The 21,144-nt window shown below is 69.7% G+C and carries 21 protein-coding genes, 1 tRNA gene and 1 riboswitch; of the genes, 10 read left to right on the top strand and 12 right to left on the bottom strand.

Features of this window, described 5'->3' with window-relative positions; genetic code table 11:
- Nucleotides 1–18 precede the first annotated feature (18 nt).
- The 3 genes from CEP50_RS04320 to CEP50_RS04310 all read left to right on the top strand — a co-directional run bounded on the left by CEP50_RS04320 (nt 19) and on the right by CEP50_RS04310 (nt 3,482).
- A complete protein-coding gene (locus CEP50_RS04320; protein WP_106112621.1) occupies nt 19–1,242 on the top strand; it encodes a cysteine desulfurase family protein in 1,224 nt (407 codons plus the stop codon).
- A gap of 2 nt (nt 1,243–1,244) precedes the next feature.
- Nucleotides 1,245–2,333 (top strand): tRNA 2-thiouridine(34) synthase MnmA, encoded by a 1,089-nt coding sequence (gene mnmA / locus CEP50_RS04315; RefSeq protein WP_106112620.1) that lies wholly within the window; start codon nt 1,245–1,247, stop codon nt 2,331–2,333.
- A 114-nt stretch (nt 2,334–2,447) separates the two neighbouring features.
- A complete protein-coding gene (locus CEP50_RS04310; RefSeq protein ID WP_106112619.1) occupies nt 2,448–3,482 on the top strand; it encodes a methionine synthase in 1,035 nt (344 codons plus the stop codon).
- A gap of 100 nt (nt 3,483–3,582) precedes the next feature.
- Here the strand turns inward: CEP50_RS04310 and CEP50_RS04305 are convergent.
- The 3 genes from CEP50_RS04305 to CEP50_RS04295 all read right to left on the bottom strand — a co-directional run bounded on the left by CEP50_RS04305 (nt 3,583) and on the right by CEP50_RS04295 (nt 6,189).
- Nucleotides 3,583–3,655, bottom strand: a tRNA-His gene (locus CEP50_RS04305).
- A 140-nt stretch (nt 3,656–3,795) separates the two neighbouring features.
- Nucleotides 3,796–4,443: an oligoribonuclease gene (gene orn, locus CEP50_RS04300; RefSeq protein ID WP_106112618.1), complete on the bottom strand. Its 648-nt coding sequence runs from the start codon at nt 4,441–4,443 to the stop codon at nt 3,796–3,798.
- Between the two features lie 66 nt (nt 4,444–4,509).
- Complete coding sequence (locus tag CEP50_RS04295) at nt 4,510–6,189, bottom strand: AMP-binding protein (protein WP_106112617.1); 1,680 nt, start codon at nt 6,187–6,189, stop codon at nt 4,510–4,512.
- Between the two features lie 182 nt (nt 6,190–6,371).
- Here CEP50_RS04295 and CEP50_RS04290 point away from each other — a divergent pair, with 182 nt between their 5' ends.
- Entirely contained in the window at nt 6,372–6,776 is a 405-nt protein-coding gene (locus tag CEP50_RS04290; protein WP_106112616.1) for a hypothetical protein, read from the top strand.
- Nucleotides 6,777–6,786: 10 nt separating this feature from the next.
- On the opposite strand, the gene CEP50_RS04285 is transcribed toward CEP50_RS04290, so the two are convergent.
- A complete protein-coding gene (locus tag CEP50_RS04285) occupies nt 6,787–7,524 on the bottom strand; it encodes a hypothetical protein (RefSeq protein WP_106112615.1) in 738 nt (245 codons plus the stop codon).
- Between the two features lie 320 nt (nt 7,525–7,844).
- On the opposite strand from CEP50_RS04285, the gene CEP50_RS04280 reads away from it, so the two are divergent.
- The 3 genes from CEP50_RS04280 (at nt 7,845) to tenA (ending at nt 9,975) form a co-directional block, all read left to right on the top strand.
- A complete protein-coding gene (locus CEP50_RS04280) occupies nt 7,845–8,084 on the top strand; it encodes a hypothetical protein (RefSeq protein ID WP_106112614.1) in 240 nt (79 codons plus the stop codon).
- A gap of 75 nt (nt 8,085–8,159) precedes the next feature.
- Nucleotides 8,160–8,257: riboswitch (TPP riboswitch) on the top strand.
- 123 nt (nt 8,258–8,380) lie between these two features.
- Nucleotides 8,381–9,244, top strand: coding sequence for a bifunctional hydroxymethylpyrimidine kinase/phosphomethylpyrimidine kinase (gene thiD, locus CEP50_RS04275; RefSeq protein ID WP_106112613.1), 864 nt, complete (start codon nt 8,381–8,383; stop codon nt 9,242–9,244).
- Nucleotides 9,241–9,975 (top strand): thiaminase II, encoded by a 735-nt coding sequence (tenA, locus tag CEP50_RS04270; RefSeq protein ID WP_106112612.1) that lies wholly within the window; start codon nt 9,241–9,243, stop codon nt 9,973–9,975. The genes thiD and tenA overlap by 4 nt, the downstream gene beginning before the upstream one ends.
- A 63-nt stretch (nt 9,976–10,038) precedes the next feature.
- Here tenA and CEP50_RS04265 read toward each other — a convergent pair whose 3' ends face one another.
- The 5 genes from CEP50_RS04265 to CEP50_RS04245 form a co-directional block, all read right to left on the bottom strand.
- Nucleotides 10,039–11,166 (bottom strand): polysaccharide pyruvyl transferase family protein, encoded by a 1,128-nt coding sequence (locus CEP50_RS04265; RefSeq protein ID WP_106112611.1) that lies wholly within the window; start codon nt 11,164–11,166, stop codon nt 10,039–10,041.
- 51 nt (nt 11,167–11,217) lie between these two features.
- A complete protein-coding gene (locus tag CEP50_RS04260; RefSeq protein WP_106112610.1) occupies nt 11,218–11,679 on the bottom strand; it encodes a hypothetical protein in 462 nt (153 codons plus the stop codon).
- A gap of 18 nt (nt 11,680–11,697) precedes the next feature.
- Nucleotides 11,698–12,753: a DivIVA domain-containing protein gene (locus CEP50_RS04255; protein WP_106112609.1), complete on the bottom strand. Its 1,056-nt coding sequence runs from the start codon at nt 12,751–12,753 to the stop codon at nt 11,698–11,700.
- 147 nt (nt 12,754–12,900) lie between these two features.
- Nucleotides 12,901–13,539, bottom strand: coding sequence for a hypothetical protein (locus tag CEP50_RS04250; RefSeq protein WP_146134734.1), 639 nt, complete (start codon nt 13,537–13,539; stop codon nt 12,901–12,903).
- 4 nt (nt 13,540–13,543) lie between these two features.
- Nucleotides 13,544–14,611 (bottom strand): hypothetical protein, encoded by a 1,068-nt coding sequence (locus tag CEP50_RS04245; RefSeq protein WP_106112607.1) that lies wholly within the window; start codon nt 14,609–14,611, stop codon nt 13,544–13,546.
- A gap of 638 nt (nt 14,612–15,249) precedes the next feature.
- On the opposite strand from CEP50_RS04245, the gene CEP50_RS04240 reads away from it, so the two are divergent.
- Nucleotides 15,250–15,633, top strand: coding sequence for a DUF3817 domain-containing protein (locus CEP50_RS04240; protein WP_106112606.1), 384 nt, complete (start codon nt 15,250–15,252; stop codon nt 15,631–15,633).
- On the top strand, nt 15,630–16,565 hold the full coding sequence (locus CEP50_RS04235) for a heme o synthase (RefSeq protein WP_106112605.1): 936 nt from the start codon (nt 15,630–15,632) through the stop codon (nt 16,563–16,565). The genes CEP50_RS04240 and CEP50_RS04235 overlap by 4 nt, the downstream gene beginning before the upstream one ends.
- Before the next feature lie 78 nt (nt 16,566–16,643).
- On the opposite strand, the gene CEP50_RS04230 is transcribed toward CEP50_RS04235, so the two are convergent.
- On the bottom strand, nt 16,644–17,975 hold the full coding sequence (locus CEP50_RS04230; RefSeq protein WP_106112604.1) for an MFS transporter: 1,332 nt from the start codon (nt 17,973–17,975) through the stop codon (nt 16,644–16,646).
- Between the two features lie 281 nt (nt 17,976–18,256).
- Here CEP50_RS04230 and CEP50_RS04225 point away from each other — a divergent pair, with 281 nt between their 5' ends.
- Nucleotides 18,257–19,243: an Acg family FMN-binding oxidoreductase gene (locus CEP50_RS04225; RefSeq protein WP_106112603.1), complete on the top strand. Its 987-nt coding sequence runs from the start codon at nt 18,257–18,259 to the stop codon at nt 19,241–19,243.
- 5 nt (nt 19,244–19,248) lie between these two features.
- Here the strand turns inward: CEP50_RS04225 and CEP50_RS04220 are convergent, their stop codons facing one another.
- Entirely contained in the window at nt 19,249–20,058 is an 810-nt protein-coding gene (locus CEP50_RS04220; protein WP_106112602.1) for an SAM-dependent methyltransferase, read from the bottom strand.
- A gap of 228 nt (nt 20,059–20,286) precedes the next feature.
- Nucleotides 20,287–20,916: an HNH endonuclease family protein gene (locus CEP50_RS04215; RefSeq protein WP_219905309.1), complete on the bottom strand. Its 630-nt coding sequence runs from the start codon at nt 20,914–20,916 to the stop codon at nt 20,287–20,289.
- Between the last annotated feature and the right edge of the window lie 228 nt (nt 20,917–21,144).

Here is a 21,144-nt window from a genome sequence, read left to right as displayed (position 1 = left end):
GACTATCCTGGACGGGCGATGACGTACCTGGACCATGCGGCAACGACCCCGATGCGGGCCCGCGCGATCGCGGCGATGAGCGAGGCGCTGGGCACGCTCGGCAATGCCTCCTCCCTGCACACCTCCGGGCGGCGAGCACGGCGCGCCGTGGAGGAGGCGCGGGAGGACATCGCCGACGCGCTCGGGGCCCGCCCCTCCGAGGTGCTTTTCACGGCGGGAGGCACCGAAAGCGACAACCTCGCGGTCAAGGGCATCTTCTGGGCCCGCCGGGACGCGGACGGGAGACGTCGCCGCGTGCTGGCCTCCTCCGTGGAGCACCACGCGGTGCTGGACACCGTGGAGTGGCTGGCCGAGCATGAGGGGGCCGAGGTCACCTGGCTGGAGGTCGACTCCCACGGCAGGGTGAGCCCCGAGACCTTCGAACGGGCCGTCCTCCAGGCGCCGGAGGACGTGGCGCTGGCCACGGTGATGTGGGCCAACAACGAGGTCGGCACGGTCAATCCGGTCTCCGAGATCGCCGGCATCGCCGAGCGGTACGGCATCCCGCTGCACACGGACGCGGTCCAGGCGGTCGACACGCTGCCGGTGGACTTCGAGGACAGCGGCGTCTCGGCGCTGACCATGACCGGTCACAAGATCGGCGGTCCCTACGGAGTGGGCGTGCTGGTGCTGTCCCGCGAGGTCTCCTGTACCCCGCTGCTGCACGGTGGGGGACAGGAGCGCGAGGTGCGGTCCGGCACCCTCGACGTTCCCGCGGTGCTCGGCCTGGCCAGCGCCCTGCGGGAGGCGGTGGACCACCGACAGCGGCACGCCGCCGAACTGACGCGGCTGCGGGACCAGCTGGTCGAGGGAGTGCGTGCCGCCGTGCCCGAGGCGGTGCTCAACGGGGACCCGGGTACCGTCGAGGGCGGGCGTCTGCCCGGAAACGCGCATTTCACCTTTCCCGGATGCGAGGGTGACAGTCTGCTGATGCTGCTCGACGCCCAGGGCATCGAGTGCTCGACGGGTTCGGCGTGCACCGCCGGGGTGGCCGAACCGAGTCACGTGCTGCTGGCCATGGGAACGGACGTGCGGGTGGCCCGCGGGTCGTTGCGGCTGACCCTCGGACACGACTCGACGGCCGAGGACGTGCGGGCGTTTCTGGAGGCGCTGGAACCGGCAGTGCGGCGTGCCCGCAGCGCCGGCCTTTCCGGTCTGAGCAAGAGTTCGGTGGGAACGGCCACCGCGCCTACGGAGGTGTGAGGGTGCGAGTACTCGCGGCGATGAGCGGCGGGGTGGATTCGGCCGTGGCGGCCGCACGAGCGGTCGAGGCGGGCCACGACGTGACCGGGGTGCATCTGGCGCTGTCCGCGAAACCGGGAACCCTGCGCAAGGGAGCACGGGGCTGCTGCACGGTGGAGGACTCCAGGGACGCGCGCCGGGCCGCCGACATGCTGGGGATCCCGTTCTACGTCTGGGACTTCGCCGAGCGGTTCAACGAGGAGGTCATCGAGACCTTCGTCGGCGAGTACGCGGCGGGACGGACCCCGAACCCGTGCATGACCTGCAACGAGAAGATCAAGTTCGAGGCGCTGCTGGAGAAGGCCGTGGCCCTGGGCTTCGACGCCGTCTCCACGGGCCACTACGCCCGGCTCTCGCACGAGTCCGGTGTTCCCGAGCTGCGGCGCAGCAGGGACGAGAGCAAGGACCAGTCCTACGTGCTCGCCTCGTTGACCCCGCAACAGCTGCGGCACGCGATGTTCCCGCTGGGGGACTCGCTGAAGTCCGAGGTGCGCGAGGAGGCCGAACGGCGGGACCTGGCGGTGGCGCGCAAACCGGACAGCCACGACATCTGTTTCATCCCCGACGGTGACACCAGGAGCTTCCTGGAGTCCCGGTTGGGGCAGCGGCCCGGTGACATGGTCGACGCCGACTCCGGCGAGGTGCTCGCACAGCACTCCGGGGTGCACGGTTTCACCGTGGGGCAGCGCAAGGGGCTCGGGATCGACAAGCCCGCTGCCGACGGGCGCCCGCGTTACGTGCTGTCCCTGGAGCCGGTTTCCGGGACGGTGACGGTGGGTTCGGCGGACCGGTTGGGTGTCACCGAGATCGAGGCGACCCGACCGGTGTGGCCCTCGGAACGGGCACTGGACGGACCCACCGAGTGCGTGGCACAGATCCGCGCGCACGGGGAGACCGGACGTGCCGTGGCCGAGATGACCGAGGACGGCTTCCGGGTGCGGCTGCACGAGCCGATGCGCGGTGTGGCCCCCGGTCAGTCCGTGGTGCTCTACCGCCCGGAGGACGAGGGGGACCTGGTGTTGGGCAGCGCCAAGATCTCCGCGACCCGGTGAGTGGGGGCTCGCCCGCGACCATGCCGTCGTGGGCGGGCGCGGATCCGTTCCTCCGCCGTGGGGTCGGTCGCCACGTGTTCGTGGACGGCGTGTGCCGGTTGCGAGAATGACCTCGTGACGCAACAGCCTTGGAAACCCGGTACTGCCACCGCTGTCGGTTCCATGCCCGGTACCGACTCGCTGGAAGCCGCTCGCATCGTGGCGGGGGAACTGCCCGAGCTGACCCCGGTGCCGGAGCTGCCTTCCAGGGGGGTCGGTGCCGACGTGATCGGACACACGGCGGGGATGCTGCGTGACCTGGCGGTGGACGTGGTCCCCTCCGGCTACCGCGTGGCGCGGGCGGCCGGGCGGGACCACCGACGTGCGGTGGACCTGCTGCGGTGGGACCTGGACGCCATGGAGGCGGTGATCTCGGCGGAGGCCGAGTCCCGTCTGGTGAAGGTGCAGGTGGCGGGCCCCTGGACGCTGGCGGCGGGAATCGAGCTCGAACGCGGCCACCGCGTGATGACCGACCACGGCGCGCTGCGCGACTTCACCGAGTCGCTGGTGGAGGGGGTGCGCGAGCACGTCGCGCAACTGGCCTCCCGCACCGGTGCCCGGGTGCTCGTCCAGCTCGACGAGCCGACGTTGCCCGCCGTGCTGGCCGGGGACCTGCCCACCCCTTCCGGCTACGAGAACGTGCCCGCCGTGCCGGAGCCGGAGGCGGAGCGGGTGCTGACCGAGGTGATCCGGAGACTGGGCGAGGACCGGCCCGGGCCGGTGTTCGTGCACTGCTGCGCCCGGCGTCCACCGGTGCGACTGCTGCACCGGGCCGGTGCCGGGGTGATCGGCGTGGACGCCGCCGTGCTCGGCTCGGCCTCCGGTGGGTTGGTGGAGGAGCTCGGCGAGGCCTGGGACCGGGGCCTGACCCTGATGCTCGGGATGGTGCCCACCACGGAGCCGAGCGCAACGCCGGGGGTTCGGGAACTCGCCGAACCCGCCCGCGACTTCGTGCGCAAACTCGGCTTTCCCGAACGGATCCTGGCCGAGCAGGTGCTGCCCGCTCCCGCCTGCGGTTTGGCCGGCAGTTCCCCCCGGTGGGCGCGGAGGGCGTTGGAACTGAGCCGGGAACTGGGCAGGATGCTCCGGGAGGACACTCTGGAGAACTGAACGGGGCGGGCCTCGTTCCGGACCGTCGTGCCCCGTGCGGGGCACGCGGCTCCCCGACGAAAAAGCGGCCCGAGGATCGACCTCGGGCCGCTTTCGGCCGGGTGAGTGACGGGATTCGAACCCGCGACTCCTGGGACCACAACCCAGTGCTCTACCGACTGAGCTACACCCACCGTGCTGTCCGGTGTTCACCGGAACAACGACTCCCATCCTAGCGTGGCCGTTCATCCGGCCCGACAGCGGGTTCCCCTTCAGCAGCCGCATGATCGAATCCGCAGCTCAGGAAGGTCTGCCGCGTGCTGGTCCGGTCGTTTCAGTCCTCGTCCAGCTGCCTGCGGGCCTGTTCGGTGCCGCCGAGTTCCTCCTCGGAGAGCAGTTCCGCGGCCACCTGCTGGGCCTGTTCGCTGGACGGCCCGGGGTCCGGGGCGAACACGGTCCGCCGGTAGTAGGCGAGTTCACGGATCGACTCGCGTACGTCGGCCAGCGCGCGGTGGGCCAACCCCTTCTCCGGCTGTGCGTAGTAGACGCGCGGATACCACCTGCGGCAGAGCTCCTTGACGGAGGAGACGTCCACCATGCGGTAGTGCAGGTACTGGTCGAGGGTGGGCATGTCCCTGGCGATGAACCCCCGGTCGGTGGCGATCGAGTTCCCCGCCAAGGGGGCGGAGCGCCCCTCGGGCAGGTACTGCCGCAGGTAGTCCAACACCTGCTGCTCGGCCTGGGCCAACGTGACCGTGGAGTTGCGGACCTCCTCGGTGAGACCCGAGCGGTCGTGCATCTCCCGCACCACCTCGGGCATCCCCTCCAGAACCCGCTCCTCGGCGTGAATGACGACGTCCACGCCGTCGCCGAGGATGTTCAGGTCGGCGTCGGTGACCAGCGCCGCGATCTCGATCAGGGCGTCCTTGCCGAGCTCCAGCCCGGTCATTTCACAGTCGATCCACACGAGACGGTCGTTCACCGGAGTGAGCCTAACGCGCCACGCTTCGCGTACGCGAAACCGGCGTTGCGTCGCCGCCCACCGGGGTCAGTTCCGGTGGGGGGAGCTGTCCGGCAGTCTGGAGGGAACGACCTTGCCGGTCGCGTTGCGGGGCAGCGCGTCCAGGAACACCACGTCACGAGGGCGGGCGAAGACGGAGAGGCGTTGCCGGGTCCGTTCCCGGACGGTCTCGGCGTCCAGGGTGCTGCCTTCGTGCAGCACCACGTAGGCGGCGAGACGCTGACCGTACTCCTCGTCCTCGACTCCGGTCACCACGGCTTCGCTCACCTCCGGGAAGGAGGCGATGAGTTCCTCGGTCTCGGCCGGGTAGACGTTCTCCCCACCGGAGATGATCATGTCGTCGGCCCGGCCGACCACGAACAGGCGGCCCCGGGAGTCGAGATAGCCCAGGTCCCCGGTGGGCATGAGGCCGTCCCTCCGGGGGACCTCCGCGCCGTTGGTGTAGCCCTCGAACAGCATCTCGTTGCTCACGTGCACCGCGCCGACGGTGTCGTGCGGAACCGGGGATCCGTCCTCCTCCAGGATCCGTACGGTTGTCCCGCGTGGGGGGAGGCCCGCCGTGCCCGGAGCAGTACGCAGGTCCTCGGGCGTGGCGATGCTGACCCAGGAGGCCTCGGTGGAGCCGTAGAAGTTGTACAGCACGGGCCCGAAGACGCGTTGGAAGTCGTGCGCGAGGGTGCTGGACAGGGCCGAGCCGCTACAGGCCACGATGCGCAGGCAGCGGTGGTCGTGGCAGCGGCGCCGTTCTTCGGGGAGTTCGAGCAGCCGTTGCAGCATCACCGGCACAGCGAACATCGAGGTGCAGCGGTGCCGTTGCAGGGCGGCCACGGTCTGCTGCGGGTCGAACCGGCGGTGCAGCACCAGGGTGGCCCCGAGCACCGTTCCGAGCTGGAATCCCGCCAGCCCCCAGGTGTGGAAGAGCGGAGCGCATATCATCATGCGTTCCCCGCTGCGCAGCGGGACGCGGGACATGATCGTGGTGGCCGGTCGCAGGCTCGGTGGGTCGGGCCTGCGGGCTCCCTTCGGTGTTCCGGTGGTTCCGGAGGTGAGCACGATCATCCGCCCGTGCCGGGGGCGTTTCGGGAGCGGCAGCGCCTCGGAACGACCGATCAACTGTTCCAGTGTGGTGTGGCTCGTGGTGCCCTCGGTCCAGGCGACCACGACGAACACGTCCGGGGGCAGGCTGTGTTTGTCGACGAACTCGGAGTCCGTGACCAGGATCCGCACGTTCTGCTCGTCGAGCACCGCGGTGAGCTGTTCGGAGCTCATTCCGGTGTTGAGCAGCACGGAGTCCACGCCCAACTTCCCCGCGGCGATCAGGGCCTCGACGAAGCCGTGGTGGTTGCGGCACAGGATGCCGATCCTGCCGCCGGAGACGAGGCCGTGCTCGCGGAGCCCGTGGGCGAGCCGTGTGGTGCGCTGGTCCACCTCGGCGAAGCTCAACGCTCCGCGCTCGTCGATCACCGCCGGTCGGTCGGGATGGCGTACTGCGCCGATGGCGTAGCCCAGCGGAAGAGTGACTCCCCAGCGCCGGTAGGCGAGCGCCGTGCGCAACAGCCTGTCGGGGCGCATGGGGCGCACGACTCCCTGTCTGGTCAGGGTGAGCACGTCCAGGGCCAGCGGGGCGTGTCGTTGCGCCCAGTTCCTCAGGGCCGTGCCGACCCGTTTCCCGCGACGTCGCGTCTCGGAAGCCCGTTCTCCGGTCACGCAGCACCTCGCATCCTTTACCTACTGGTGAGTAGATAATGCCTTGCGCGCCGCCACGAGAAAAGAGGCGGGGCCCACGAACATCCACGACCGGCCGGGTGCTGCCAGACTGGGAGCCCCTCCCCGTTCCGGCGTCCCGCTTCGGCGCGGGCGCCCCGACACCAGAGAAGGGGCCACCAGGAGTGACCGACTACGACCAGTGGCTGTGGCGTGCCCTGAGCAGAACGTTTCTCGTGCTGGCCCTCGGAGTCGCCGGGTTGCTGGTCACCCTGGGGGACAGGGCCCGGCGTGGGGACTCGGTGCTCGGCGCGCTGATTCTGGCCGTCACCGCGCTTCCGCTCGCGATGACCGTGCGGGGCATGGACCCGAACGCGCGGAGGAAACTTCGTGAGCTGCCGCGACACCGTCGGCTGTTGACGCTCACGGCGCTGCTGCTGGCCTGCGCGGCGGTCCTGCTCGCGCTGTGGACGCTGGTGAATCTGGTTCTTCCGGTGGGCTCGGCACCGCTGCCGCTGGCGGTGCCCCTGTTGGCCGCGGCCGGGTTGACGACAGCGTTCGGTCGTCGCACCCGGGGCCGGCGGCACTGAACGAACGGGGTCAGACGGAGTGGACGACCAGCCCGTCCTGTTCGCAGGTGAAGTCCAGGGTTCCCTCGAACTCCGCGACCGGCATCTCGTCCCGCACGAGCCGGTGCGGGGCGCCGTGGGTCTCGACGCTGAGCCGTTCGGCGGTGAAACGCTGTTCGGCGTAGTCGGAACCCCGCAGGCGAACGTCCAACAGTCCCTCGTGCAGCGTGATGGTCACCTCCCCACCCGGAACGGAAAGCGGCTCCCCGGCCCTGGTCAGGGTGATGCTGCTCTCCTCCGGGGTCTCCGGGACGATCACGACCCGGGTCAGCGCGGCATCCCGGGTGGAGTCCTGACGGGTCATCGCGATGACGTCGCGCCGGACGCTCTCCCCCGGCTCGCTCTCCTCCGGGCAGGGCGCCAGCAGGGCGGCACCCTCCTTGGCCGCCAGGCGGTAGGGTTGCCAGGACCCGGTGCCCACCAGGTTCACCACGGAGTTGACCCTGGCGTCGTCGAGCAGCTCCTCGCTGTCCGGAGCGGGGGTGATCTCCGTGACGTTCACACCGCGTTCGTTGAGCAGCTGCCGCAGTGCTCGGGCGCGTTCCCGCGCCTTACGGTCGAATCCACGGTTGATGGCCACCGTCGTGGAGTCGTTCGCGTACTGCGCCGCGGCCTCGGCGAGGTTGGTCAGCGGAGCCCATACCGCAGCGGGGTCCTGACCCTCCTGCCGAGAGAGCGTGCTGCTGAGTCCCTCGGTAGTGCTATTCATTACCCCAACTCTAGTCGGCAGCGGCGCGACCGTTCACGGGTGCGGATCCGCTGTGTGGTGTGATTTACCGATGATGTGACATATGTCGCTTTTCGCGGAGGCTCGCGCTCTCCGGGGACCGTGGCACTCGCGGAGGGAAACGGTCGAACAGCACCGGGACTCCACCGGTGCCCGCGAACGTGTTCCCGCCCGAGCCCGCACGGTCTTGCGGCGGACACGTCGTGTTGCACAGGCTCCGTTCGGGGGGCGAGAACCGGTTCCCAACGAACGTGACCGGCACGGGGGGCGGGGACGTTCGGACGATCACTCGGAGACGGAGGATGACGGAGCTGCTGTACTGCGCCGAACACCCCGACCGCGCGCCGGGCAACACCCGCGCCGTGCTCGTGCGTTGGTTGGCCACCGAGGGAAGTCTCGTCCGTGCCGGACAGCCACTGGCCGAGGTCCGGAGGGGGCGGCGGCACGAGCACGTGCGCGCCCTCGCCACCGGGACGCTGCACCAACAGGTCCGCGTGGGTGAGCCGCTGTTCCCCGGTTTTCCCGTGGGGCTGATCGAATAGGGCGAACGGGCCGCACCGTTGACCTCCGCTGCTATGTTTGGTGCGCCGAACCGACGGGCAGCGCCCGGTGGTTCGGGAAGTGACGCGGGGTGCCCGGCTCGCCGCCGGGCTGAGAGAGACCCGTCGAACCTGACCTAGTTCGGACTAGCGGAGGGACGTCGCATGCCGTCGGTACTGCCGTGCCGTCGTACACGCCTCTCACGGCCCACGGACGGTGTCCGGTCGCGACACCGGTGGAGTTCGTCCGGGGACGCCGGAGCGGGTGACGTGCGCGTCCCGCTCGGAAAGGGGCGTCAGTGATCCCCAATGTTCTGACCATCGCGGGCACCGACCCCAGTGGGGGAGCGGGGGTGCAGGCCGATCTGAAGACCTTCTCCGCCCACCGCACCTACGGGATGTCGGTGATCACGGCGCTGGTCGCCCAGACCACCACCGGGGTCAGCTCGGTGCATCCCGTCCCGGCCGGGTTCGTGGCCGACCAGTTGCGGACCCTGCTGGACGACGTGCGGGTGGACGCGGTCAAGATCGGGATGCTCTCGGAGGCCGAGATCATCAGGGTCGTGGCCGCCGAGCTGCGTCGCTACGCGCTGCCCAACGTGGTGCTCGACCCCGTCATGGTCGCCAAGAGCGGGGACCGCCTGCTCGCCGCCGAGGCCGTCACGGCCCTGCGTGAGGAACTGCTGCCCCACGTGGACCTCGTCACGCCGAACCTGCCGGAGGCCGCCGACCTGCTCGGGGAGCCGGAACTCGACGACACCGAGAACATGCCGGCCCAGGCGGCTCGCCTGGCCGAACTCGGTGTCCCCCGGGTGCTGTTGAAAGGCGGGCACCTGGCAGCGCGGCACAGCGTCGACGTGCTCTACACCGCCGGGAAGGCCGAGTTCCTGCACGGCCGTCGAGTCGACACCGACAACGACCACGGGACCGGCTGCACCCTGTCGGCCGCCGTCGCCGCCCTGCGGACCGGCACCCCGGACTGGTCCGTGGCGGTACGCGAGGCGAAGGACTACCTGACCGGTGCCCTGCGGGCCGCCGACCTCCTCGACGTCGGACACGGCCACGGGCCGGTGCACCACTTCCACCGGTGGTGGGACGGCACGGAGGACCCCCCGGGCCTCTCCGCCGGTGACCCCGCGCGCCACAAGGGGGCGATCTCGTGAGTCATCGACTGCCCGAGCCCGACCCGGACGGGTTCTGCGCCGAGGCGTGGCGGCACACCGCCGAGTTGCAGCGGGCGATCGTGCGGCATCCGTTCAACCGTGCCCTGGCGGAGGGAACACTCCAGCGCGACCGGTTCGTGTTCTACCTCGTCCAGGACTCCCGCTACCTCGTCGGCTTCGCCCAGGCACTGGCGGGGGCGGCGGCCCGGGCCGACGAACCGGAGGACGCCGAGTTCCTGGCGCGCAGCGCCCACGGCGCCCTGGCCGAGGAGCGCGCACTGCACGCCGGTTACTTCGAACGGTTCGGCCTCACCGAGCGGGAGACGGCCGGCATCGAGACCTCACCGACGTGCCTGGCCTACACCTCCTACCTGCGGGCGAGCGCGCAGAGCTCTCCCTATCCGGTGCTGGTCGCCGCGCTGCTGCCGTGCTTCTGGGTGTACCAGCACGTGGGAAGCACGATCCTGGAGGAGACCGGGGACACCGCCGAGCACCCCTACGGGCGGTGGATCGAGACCTACGCCGACGAGGAGTTCGCCACCGCCGTGCTCGGAGCCAGGGAGCTGACCGACAGACTGGCCTCGGCCGCGGACGAACGGACCAGACAGCGGATGCTCACCGCGTTCGTGCGGTGCAGCGAGTACGAGTGGCTGTTCTGGAACAGCGCGTGGGAACGGGAACAGTGGCCCACCGCGCGGTGGCTTCCCCACAGGGGAGCGACCGCTGAGTGACGTGGCTTCCCGCACGGCGGGGAGCGTCTCCGGCCGTGCGGGAGTTCCGCGTCGCCGGTGTCCTCAGTAGATCCGCTGCGCCAGTGAGGACTTGGACGTCCGCAGCTTGCGCAGGGTGCTGGGGTCGAATCCTCCCGTGGGCTGGGAAGGCGTGCCCAGGTCCGTGGTCAGCGACCATCCGGAGCCCCGTTCGACCAGCGACATGTGCTTGTTGGTGTAGTAGTTGGTGTCGATCACGACGGCGGCTCCGCTCGCCCCGGCCGCCGCGGCCACCAGGTGCATGTGGAAGCGGGTGGACAACCAACGCTGCCCGGGGTCGACGGGCAGGCCCCGTTTCGTGATCTCGGAGAAGGGGTAGAACCGGGCACCGGGCAGTTCGTGCTCGACCAACGCGAACACCTCCCGGTCCACCCGGGGGATCCCCTCCACGAAGCCGACCCGAGCGGGCGGCACGCCCCAGTCACGCAGGGTGTGCAGCACGTGGCCCGCCAGGCTCGCGGCGCTGACCGTGAGCAGGTCCGACTGCACGCAGACCATCACCTCGGGAACGTCCTGGTGCTCATGGCGCTGCGTGTCGGTGTCGAAGAAGAGGTCGTCGCCGACGGCGGTCACGCCGGGAACCCCGCTCAACGCCTCGTGGGAGGGGCCGTCCCGGACGTCGACCACGTCGAACCGGTGTGCCAGCTCCCGCAGCAGTGGCAGCCCCTCGGCGGCCACCGGGGTCAGCCCCTGGCCGGTCATCGCCAGGCGCGCCCCGGAGTACTCACCGCTGGCCACCACCGCGGCCAGCAGTCCGATGTGGTGCGGCCAGATCCCGTTGACATAGCCCCCGCCGATCACGTGCATCACGTCGGCTCGCCGCGCGAGCTCGATGCCCGCCACCCAGCGGGGAGCCAAGCCGGGGTCCCGGACGGCACGGCGGACGAAGGCGGCCACCTGCCACGGTTCGCTGGAGGAGGCGTGCCAGCACAGTCGCCAGAACGTGTCGGTGAAACGCACGTTCGGGTGCAGATCCCCGAGCAGCACCTCGCTGGGACCGGGGTTCGGGCAGTCCAACCACACCGTGGCGGTGGGCTCGTGCCGGGCCAGGTACTTCAGCCAGGTGGCGGCGATGACCTCGTCCCCGTAGTTGGGGTGTCCGGTGGTGCCCACCAGGTAAACGGTCCTCTCACCGGGGGACGAGGTGCTCACGAAACACTCCTTGGCCGATGCGGAAACCCGTCCGACGGCGGCCCGGATCCCTCACCCCGCGGTGGAGTCGTCGATTCCCAACTGCCGGGTTACGCGCGACAGACGTGCTCGTGTCCGTCCGAAGCGTACCGTGTGTTCCGTCGTGCACCGTTCGAGCCGTCGTTGCCACCGGCTCGTGCCGCTGCGGAAGACACGCTCCGCCTCTTCCCAGGTCCCCTGATCCTCGTGCCCGTCCGCCCGGTGGGCGGCACCCTCGGCGGTCCCCTCCCCGGGGAGGGGACGGACGTTCCCGTCCTGGTCCGCCGTGGAGCGGGCCAGGACGGTGGGACTCGCGGCCACGGCGGCGTCGGGACGCGCCCGACGGGCACGCCCCGAACGCCTCGCCGTCCGGGGGCTGTGCCGGTGCTGGCGACGCAGCAACGGCACGAACACCGCCGAGGCGAGTCCGAAACCGACCAGCAGAGCCAGCACCAGCAGATCTACGGCCGGGACGGTGGACTGCGCCAGTGACATGGTCTCCCTCCGTGTGGGTCAGCTCTGTCCGATCGGGTCGGGGGTGTCGGTGCCGTGGGGCTTCCGTCCGTTCCCGTGCGAGCCGCCGGAGGAGTCCTCGTGCCGCTCGTCCTCCGCCGGGACCGTCCCGGACTCCGGGGAGGCCTCGGACTCCGTTCCCGCGGAACTCCCGGAGGGCTGCGGCGGGGTTCCCATCACGGTGGTGACCCGCAGGTTCTTGCGCGGGGAGGGAAGCCACGCCCCACCGGCGGGTGCCTCGTCGAGCTCGGAGGAGGCCGTTCCGGGTTCCTCCGTACGAACGTTCTCGCCCTCGCCGAGCGCGAAGACGGAGAAGCCTATCCGGTTGGTGGCCGTGTCCAGGGCGGTCATGATCTGGTTGCGCAGCGTTTCGAGTTCGGAACGGTTGTGTTCGATCTCCTCGAAGACACGCTGCCGGTAGCGCTCGGTTTCGGCTTCGCGACGGGCGCACTCCTGACGGGTCCGTTCGGTGAGTTCGGCCGCCTGTTGACGTGCCGAGTCCATCAGGGACTTGTAGGCGTCCCGGACCGCCCGTCTCATGCGCTGTTCCCGGGTGCGCAGCTCGCTCAGCTGACGGTTCCGTTCCCCCCGCAGCCGCTCGTGCCTGCGTTCGACCTCGTCGAGCACCCGCTCGCACTGTTCGTGCAGTTCCCCGACCGTGTTCTCGGCCTGTTCGACCAGCTGCTCCGCCTCGGTCTCGGCGGCACCGCGGATGGTCTCCGCCTCGTGCCTGGCCTGCTCCCGCAGCGTCTGCAACTCCTCCTCGGTCGTCTCGAGCATCTCCCTGAGGCGTTGGGAGAGCTCCGGAAGACCGGTGTCGGAGGTTTCCAGGTGCCGCAGACGCTGCTGGGTCGCGGTGAGCTCCTCGCGGGTCTGGTCGTAGAGGGCACGCAGGTCCGAGTTGAGCCGGGTGGCCTCGTTGCGGTCGATCGTGACCAGTTCCAGCTGGGTCTCCAACATCTCGAGGTGTTCCAGGACCTGGTCGCGGTCGAAACCGCGAAACGTCACGTCGAACCCGGGTCTGAGGGGCACCACGGCGTCGGCGGCGTCTTCCATGTCGAGTCCTCCTGTCCGCCATTGCCTCCGCGACGTCGGCCTGTTCCCGACGGAGCGGATGGGGTTCTCGGGTCGGTGGCCTGGAGCGCTCGTGCGGTGGCACGAACGTCCCGGACACGGGCAGCGGTCCGGGCGGGGCCGCTGTGGTCAGCTCGTCGACCGCTGGTCGTCGCTCGACTGTTCCGTTCCGCGTGCGCCCAGTTCGCCGGTGAGTCTGGTGCGCAGCTCCTCCAGTCGTTGTCTGCTGTCGTCCATGGCCGCTGCGTATTCGCGCCGGAATCGCTCGGCTATTTCCTGGCTGCCGAACCGGGCCTCGTCACCGGTGGGTTGTTGTGCCCCGTCCCGACCGATCGGGTGTTCTCCGCCGAGCGCGCCCCCCGACTCGCCGCCCACCGGATCCGCCTGTGGCGCGGGGGTGCGAAGGGCGTCGGGAACCGTTTCCTGCTCGACGGGGTCCCGTGGTGCGGGAGGCGGCGAGCTTCCGGGGTCGGGCTGTCGGGGCGGGGCTTCCGCGTGTTGTGCGGGGGACTTCTCCGAGGGGTCCGTGTCGGGTTCGTGCTCCGCACCTATCCTGCGCGGCTGCCCGTTGCGTCCCGTTCCGGTGAGCAGTGCCGTCGAGGTGGTCAGTCTGGCCAGCTGCCTGCGCAGACGGGTGTTGCGCCGTCGGGCGCGGACGAGCAGGATCACCGCGGGCAGCGCGGTGACCAGGGCTCCGCACAGTGCCGCGAGTCCGAGTCGGAGCGGATGCCATCCGACCGGAAACAGTGACGTCAACTCAGCAAACATCGAATCAGTGTCCGTATTCGACGGAGTAGGGTTGGTTGCCGCCGTCGTCGCCCCAGTTGCCCATCCGGTTCAGCACGGGAACTTCCTCGTGTACCGGGTCGTCCTCGGTGACCGGGTCGAGGGGGATCGGGCGGTGCGTGGACTCGGCCGTCCCGTTGCCGGACTGCACGGGGATCCGGGTGTCGGTGGTGTCCCTGCCCGTGGCGGCCGTGGGCTCCGAACTTCCGTTCCCGGGCTGGGTGTGTTCCCCGGAGGGCGCGGCGGTGCTGGAGGCCTGGTCCTCCGGCTCGACGATCGTCAGCGGCTTCAGCTGTTCGTCGAGCACGGTTCGCTGCTGGCCGGCGGTGTTCACCAGCGCCTCCACGTGTTGCAGCAGTGCGTTCCGCACCTCCTCCAGCCGCTCGGCCCTGCCGCGCAGGTCGGCCATGAGTTCGGAGTGCTTGCGGTGTGCCCGCTCCTCCAGGTCCGCGCAGCGTTCCCTGGTGTTCCGGAGCAGCTCGTCGGCCTCCGCGCGGGCGACGTTCATGGCCTCTTCGTAGGTGCTGGTGTAGACCTGCTGGAGCTGGTCGGCCTTGGCGTCCAGCTCGGCGGAGCGGGCCGCGTGCTCCTCGTCCATGTGCTGGCGACGCCGTTCCAGGTCCTCGACCAGTTCGGCGCACTCCTTGCGGAGTTCGGCCGCTCGCTCCTCGGCCTCCTTCCGGATCTGTTCCGCGTCGGTTTCGGCGACGCCGCGGATGGTCTCGGCCTCGCGGTTGGCGTGCTCACGAATGGCCGTGGCTTCCTCCTCGGCCATGTTGAGCATGTGCTGCATGCGCGCCGTGGCGTACGGCTGCCCGGTCTCGGCGTTCTGGAGCCGCCGCAGTTCGTTGGTGGTCTCCTCCATCTGCCGACGGGTCTCGTCGGTGATGCGCCGCTGGTCCTCGTTGAGCCGGATCGCCTCGTCGCGATCGGTGACGAGAATTCGTATCTGGTCCTCGAGCAGTTCGATATGTTCCAGAACCTGTTTGCGGTTGAAACCGCGGAACTCGTTATCGAACCCCGGTCGCAGGGGAACGATGGCCTCGTCTTCCATAGTCCACCGCATTTCTGATCGAGACTGTGCTGTCGGGTATCCTAAGCAGGCAGAGCGGGTTCGTTGTTCAAGCGTGCTGCGCACGTCCGTTTTCTCACTCGAACGAGCTAAGTACGTGAAATACGAGGGTTTTTGTTTCCTTCTCGTGGACGGATTCCGCGCGCCGCTCCCGATCGAATCCGTCGGCAGGTGGAGGAGCTCCCACGGCGCCGTCGAGGTGCCGGCCGGGCGGGCGACGCCCCTTCGTCGGGGCGCGGGGCCCGGCCTCCGGGCCCGCGTGGCTTCGGTGGAGCGCCGTTCCGTCGGCGCCCGGATCCCGGCCCAACCGGCCGGTGGGGCGGCTGTGTCCCTGCGGTCCTCTCCCCGGGTCCTATCATCGTCCCGCCACGGGAGATCGCGGTCACGCGTGCCCGTGTCACGACGGTTTCCCGCCGCCGTGACGTGGGCGGCGCCACTCTCGACAGCAGGTAGTCGCGAGCGGGCCGAGGGCGTGGCGTACGGTTTCCAACAATGGGCAGTCACGGTGCCCCGCCTCAGCCGGTGGGTCGTCGTCGGCGGTCGGGCCCCCGCGTCGCAGCGGTGGGCACGTCGCCGCGGTGGTCCTGGTGCGGGCACGAGGCGGGATTGAGGGAGTTGTCGTGAAGCCGAGTGTTCTACTGACCGGTTACCGGGTGATGGCGTACGTGACGGCCGTGCTGCTGATCGCGCTGTGCCTGGCGATGGTGGGCAAGTACGGCTGGCCGGTCGGCACCGACGTCCAACGGTTCGGGGAGAACGCCACGACCGCCATCGGCATCGCCCACGGGTGGCTGTACATGGTCTACCTGGTGCTGGCCCTGCTGATAACCCGACTGTTGCGGGTTCCGGTCGGTCCGATGCTGCTCGTCCTGCTCGCGGGAACGATTCCCTTCGGGGCCTTCTTCGCCGAGCACAAGGTGGTCCAGTGGTTCCGTGCCTGGAACACGGCAGCATCCGGCTCCGCCGCAGGGGCCGCCGAGGAAACCGGATCGGCGCACTCATGACAACCACGAAGCAATCCGCCCGGGAGGGGCTGACCTCGGGGGGAACCGGGGTCCGAGGACTGTTCGGTGCCTACCTCTCGTTGACCAAGCCCCGCGTCATCGAGCAGCTGCTGGTGACCACCATCCCGGCCATGTTCCTGGCCGAACGCGGCATCCCCCCGCTGGGGCTGGTGCTGGTGACGCTGGTCGGCGGAACCATGGCGGCGGGCAGCGCCAACGCGCTCAACTGCGTGATCGACTCGGACATCGACTCGGTGATGGACCGGACCAAGTCGCGCCCGCTGGTCAGCTACCGCATCTCCCGCGCCCACGCCCTGGTGTTCAGCATCGCGTTGAGCGTGCTGTCCTTCGCCGTGCTGTGGGCGGGGGCCAACCTGCTGGCGGCCGCGCTGGCCCTGTCGGCCACGCTGTTCTACGTCTTCGTCTACACGCTGCTGCTCAAGCGGCGCACGCCCCAGAACATCGTCTGGGGCGGTGCCGCCGGTTGCATGCCGGTGCTGGTGGGCTGGGCCGCCGTGGAGAACACCGTGGCCTGGCCCGCACTGGTGATGTTCGCGGTGGTCTTCCTCTGGACACCGCCGCACTTCTGGTCACTGGCCATGAAGTACCGGGAGGACTACGAGCGCGCGGCCGTGCCGATGCTTCCCGTGGTCGCCACCCCGCAGCAGGTCTCCGCGCGGATCCTCGCCTACTCGTGGGCGACGGTGCTCAGCACGCTGCTGCTGATCCCGGTGACGAGCTGGATCTACGTCGCCTGGGCGTTCATCGTCGGGGTCACCTTCCTGGCCATGGCCCACCGGCTGCACAGCGGAGTGCGCAGGGGCGCGGAGGTCAACCCGATGAAGCTGTTCCACCTGTCGAACAGCTATCTCACGGGGTTGTTCCTGGCCATAGCGGTGGACGCGGCCGTCGGTCTGCCGGTGCTGGCCTGACTCGCCTCGCCCCGCCCCGCGGTACGGTTCCGCACGACGTGTGTCCGGGCGGTCGTGCGGAACCGTGCGATCCGGAGCCTAGCCGGAGACCGCCGGGTCCGCCGTGTTCCGTTCCCGGGCGGCGGGGTCGTCGGTGAGATCCGTCCGGTAGGTCTCGGTGAGCAGGTACGCCGATCCGCAGGAGATCACGGCCAGCGCCGCCATGTAGCCCGCGATGGCCACCGGGGAGTTCGTGCTCGCGTACAGCCAGGTGCAGATCATCGGGGCTATGCCCCCGCCGAGGATCGAGGCCAGCTGGTAGCTGATGGAGATCCCGCTGTAGCGCAGCCGGGTGGAGAACAGCTCGGAGAAGTAGGCCGACTGCGGTCCGTACACCGAGGTGCGGCACAGCTGCAGGATCATGCCGCCGAGCAGGTAGAGCGTGATCGAGCCGGTGTCGACCAACAGCATGTACGGCAGCGCGAACAGCGCCATGACGGCCATCCCGCCGAGTATCATCCGCCTTCTTCCCAGGTAGTCGGAGAGCAGCCCGAAGAGGATCATGAACGGGATGTCGACGAAGCTCAGCAGTGAGTTGGCGTTGAGCACGGTGGTGCGTTCGAAGAGGCCTTCCTCGGTGGTGTAGAAGACCAGCCAGGTACTGGTGACGTAGAAGGTGGCGTGGGTGCCGAGAAAGGTTCCCGTGGCCAGCAGGATCGTCCTCGGGTGCGAACGCAGGGCTTCCAGGACGGGGACGCGGACCTTCTCCTTGGTGTTCATCACCTTCTCGAACACGGGGCTCTCGCTGATGCTCAGCCGGATGAAGAAGCCGAGCACGATGAGCAGGGCGCTGAACAGGAAGGGGATCCGCCACCCCCAGGCGTGGAACTGCTCGTCGGTCACGCTGGCCGAGACGATCGAGAAGGTCGTGTTGCCGAGCAGCAGTCCGGCGGGCACGCCGACCTGGGGCCAGGCGCCGTAGAAACCGCGTCGGTTGGCCGGGGCGTGTTCGACGGCCATCAGCGCGGCTCCGCCCCATTCGCCTCCCACGCCGATCCCCTGGGCGAAGCGCAGGGTCACCAGCAGGATCGGAGCCCAGATCCCGATGTGTTCGTAGGCGGGCAGCGCGCCGATCAGGATGGTCGCCACTCCCATGAGCATCAGCGACCAGATCAGCATGGGTTTGCGTCCCAGCCGGTCACCGAAGTGGGAGAAGATCACCCCTCCGAGCGGCCGGGCGAGGAAACCGACGGCGAAGGAGGCGAACGCGGCGAGCGCGCCCACCACGGGGTCGTAGTTGGGGAAGAACAGCTTGTTGAACACGAGTGAGGCGGCGGTGCCGTAGATGAAGAAGTCGTACCACTCGATCGTGGTGCCGATCAGGCTGGCGAAGGCCACTCGTCTGGACTGCGTGGTCGTGGAACCGGCCATCGCTGTGCACCCTTCGTGTCGGAGGTTGGGAACCCTGGGTGTGTCCTAAGTAACTAACGCTGTAAGTTTTAGTACGGTAGCGATCTCCCGGGAGCGCGACAAGAGTGTTCACCGGATTCCCCGCGCAACGCGGCAGGCCCGTCGCCGAGGTGCGTCGAAGCGCTCAGGGCGGGATAGTGGCCCCGACCGGGCCTCGTGCGACGAAGCCGGGGTCCGTCCTCGACGGGCCCGTCGGGAGCCGCCGGAACCTCGTCCCCCAACCGCGCCGGAGGGTGTCGACCATGAGCTGGCTGAGACCGCACCGGCGACGAGCCGGTACGACCACCGGAGACCGGGGATGGACCGCCGACGAAGTCCACACCCTCGAACAGGCGGTGGGACGGGCCCCGTCGGTCCACAACACACAACCGTGGTCCCTCGTCGTGCGGGAGCACACCGCACGGCTGTACGAGCGTCCGACCGTGGCGCTGGAACAGCACGACCCCGAGGGCAGGGACCGGCGACTGTCCTGCGGCGCCGCGCTGACCAACCTGTTCCTGGCGGTGCGGGGGATCGGGTGGGAGGCCGAGCTGAACCGCCCCACGGACTCGGAGGAAGCGGATCTCGTGGGCAGGGTGACCGGGACGCAGCGGCGTGACCCCACGGTGTTGGAGGGGCAGCGTTTCCGGGCCATCACTCGTCGCAGCAGCTACCGCCGCCCCTTCCACGACCAGGGGTTGGCCCACGTGGCCCGGGAGGCCCTGTTGGCGGCGGGCTCCTCCTCCGGGGTACGGGCCAGGTGGCTCAGCGGGCCGGACGACGCGCGGAACCTGGCGGAGCTGCTCGGGTACGCGGCCAGGGTGCACCGCAAGGACCGGCACTACCAGCGTGAGCTGGCCATGTGGATGACCGGAGGGTCATCGGTGGGAGGACACGCCTCCACCCGCGAGGACGAGCTCGCCAGCGAGGGGGTGCCCGCCGTGGGACTGACCACCTCGGGAACCCGGCTGCCCGACGAGCAGCGACTCGCCGAGTGGATCGAGCGGGAGGCGGTGATGGTGCTTTCCACGGAGTCCGACGCCAGGGACGACCACCTCCGTACCGGGGAGGCGATGCAGTTGGCGTGGTTGACCGCCACCAGCCTGGGGCTGGCGGCCTCGGTGATCACCCAACCGCTCCACCTCTCCGAGGTGCGTCGTGGCCTGGCAGAACGGCTCGGTCTGGTGGGCGAGCCGCACATCCTGATGAGGTTCGGCTATCCCGACCCCGTGCCCCGGCAGCGTGGTTGAGGGGCTCAGCCGATGCGCCCGACGGCCCCGTAGGCGTTGGCCTCGTCCACGTCCTCCTGGGTGGGGGGAGTGTCCGGACGCCAGCGGGGCAGCGGAACCAGACCGGGCTCCACCGGTTCGACCCCCTCCAGCAGCTCCGCGATCTCCTCCGGTGGACGCCACCTCACCGGGGTGGGGGTGCGGGCCATGACCTCCTCGGCGGCGGCCACCTGCTGTCGTGTCGCGGACAGCGCGGAGATGTGGGACAGCACCAGGTAGCTGCCGGGCACACAGGCGGCCCGGTAGGCGGCCAGCACCTCGCGGGCCTCGGTCTGGTCCGGGACGAAGGGCAACACCGCCACCGCCAGCAACCCGACCGGACGGGTGAAGTCCAGCAGCCCGGCCACCCCGGCAGCGTTCAGCACCGTGCGCGGATCACGGATGTCTCCCAGCGTGATCGTGACCTCCGGGTGCTCGCCCAGCAGCCGCTGGGCGTGGGCCACCGCCACGGGGTCGTGGTCGACGTAGGCGACCCGGGCGTGGGGGTTGACCCCACGGGCGATCTCGTGCACGTTGCCGACGGTCGGTATCCCCGAGCCCAGATCGAGGAACTGGTCCATCCCGAGCTCGGCCAGGTGGGTGACCGCCCGTTGCAGGAAGGCGCGGTTGGCGCGAGCGTACTGCCGGGCGTGCGGCATGGCGGCCGCTCCCGCCTCGGCCGCCTCGCGGTCGGCGGCGAAATTGGTGGAACCGCCGAGGTAGTAGTCGTACATTCTGGCCGCGTTCGGGCGGTCCGTCCGGGGTTCCTCCCGAGGTGGGGAGCCGTGCTGGTCCATTCCCGAGTACCTCCGAAACCGCTGGGACCGGAAAGAACCGGCTGTCCGAACAACGATACCCAATTCTCCCGTTCCCACCGGGTACCTCGCGGTGTCGAGGGGTGAGAATCACCCCGGCCGGCGATGATCCCGCGCCGACGGAACACGCGGCCCCGTTTCCCTCTTCGGGAGAGGAAAGCGGGTGAGGACTTCCACGACCTCACCCGCCGAATTCCCCTCGGAAAAGGATCAGCAGTCGTCGAGCATGGCGGAGAGCGCGTTCTTCTCCGCCGGGTCGACGCTCAGGTCCCACACGTGTTTGACGTTGATCCAGCTGCGCGCGTACACGCAGTGGTATCCGGTGTTCGTCGGCTGCCACTCCGCCGGGTCGTCGTCGCTCTTGGAGAGATTGGACTCCGCGGAGACCGCGATCAACTGCTGGGTGTCCAGATCATTGGCGAAGTCCTCCCGCCGGGCGTCGCTCCAGTCCGCCGTTCCGGAACGCCAGGACTCGGCCAGGGGGACCACGTGGTCGATGTGCACCTCGGCGGGTTCGTCCACCCACCTGCTGTCGTAGACGCTGTACCAGCTTCCCGAAGTGGGGTAGCAGTCCTCGCCGACGGAGACGCCGCTGCCGTCCCGCTTCAGCACGGTCTCCCGGGTGTCGCAGCTTCCGGACTGCCGGGACCAGTGGGGGAACCTGTCCCTGTCGTAGCCGTCCATGGATCCCTCGGAACGCACCACGAGCTCCCCGAGCTGCTCACGCGCCGTGGTTTCTCCCGGCGGGGTGGGCGGGTAGGCGGTGGCCGTTGCCGTGGTGACCACCGACAGGGTCATGACGGACAGCGTGGTGGTGAGAATGGTGCAGAGGCGTCGCACGAGCGTCCTCCTCACGTGCTGGGGTGTGTCGCCTCCGCAGCGTGGCAAGCCTCGGCCAACACCGGTCAATGAGGCGGTGAAGAACGTGTGGCCACAGTGGTACGTCCGGACCAGCTCCTCCGTGGACGCGGAAGCGGGACCACGACGCCCTGCCCCCGGTGGTGGTCACGCCCGCCACCGGGAGGATCCGACAAGGCTCCCCGGTGGAACGTCCGTTCCGGTGCTCCA

The organism is Actinopolyspora mortivallis (assembly GCF_003001495.1).
Taxonomy (GTDB): Bacteria; Actinomycetota; Actinomycetes; order Mycobacteriales; family Pseudonocardiaceae; genus Actinopolyspora; species Actinopolyspora mortivallis_A.
The sequence above is the reverse complement of the archived record's forward strand: the minus strand, read 5'-3'. Positions and strand labels throughout refer to the sequence as shown.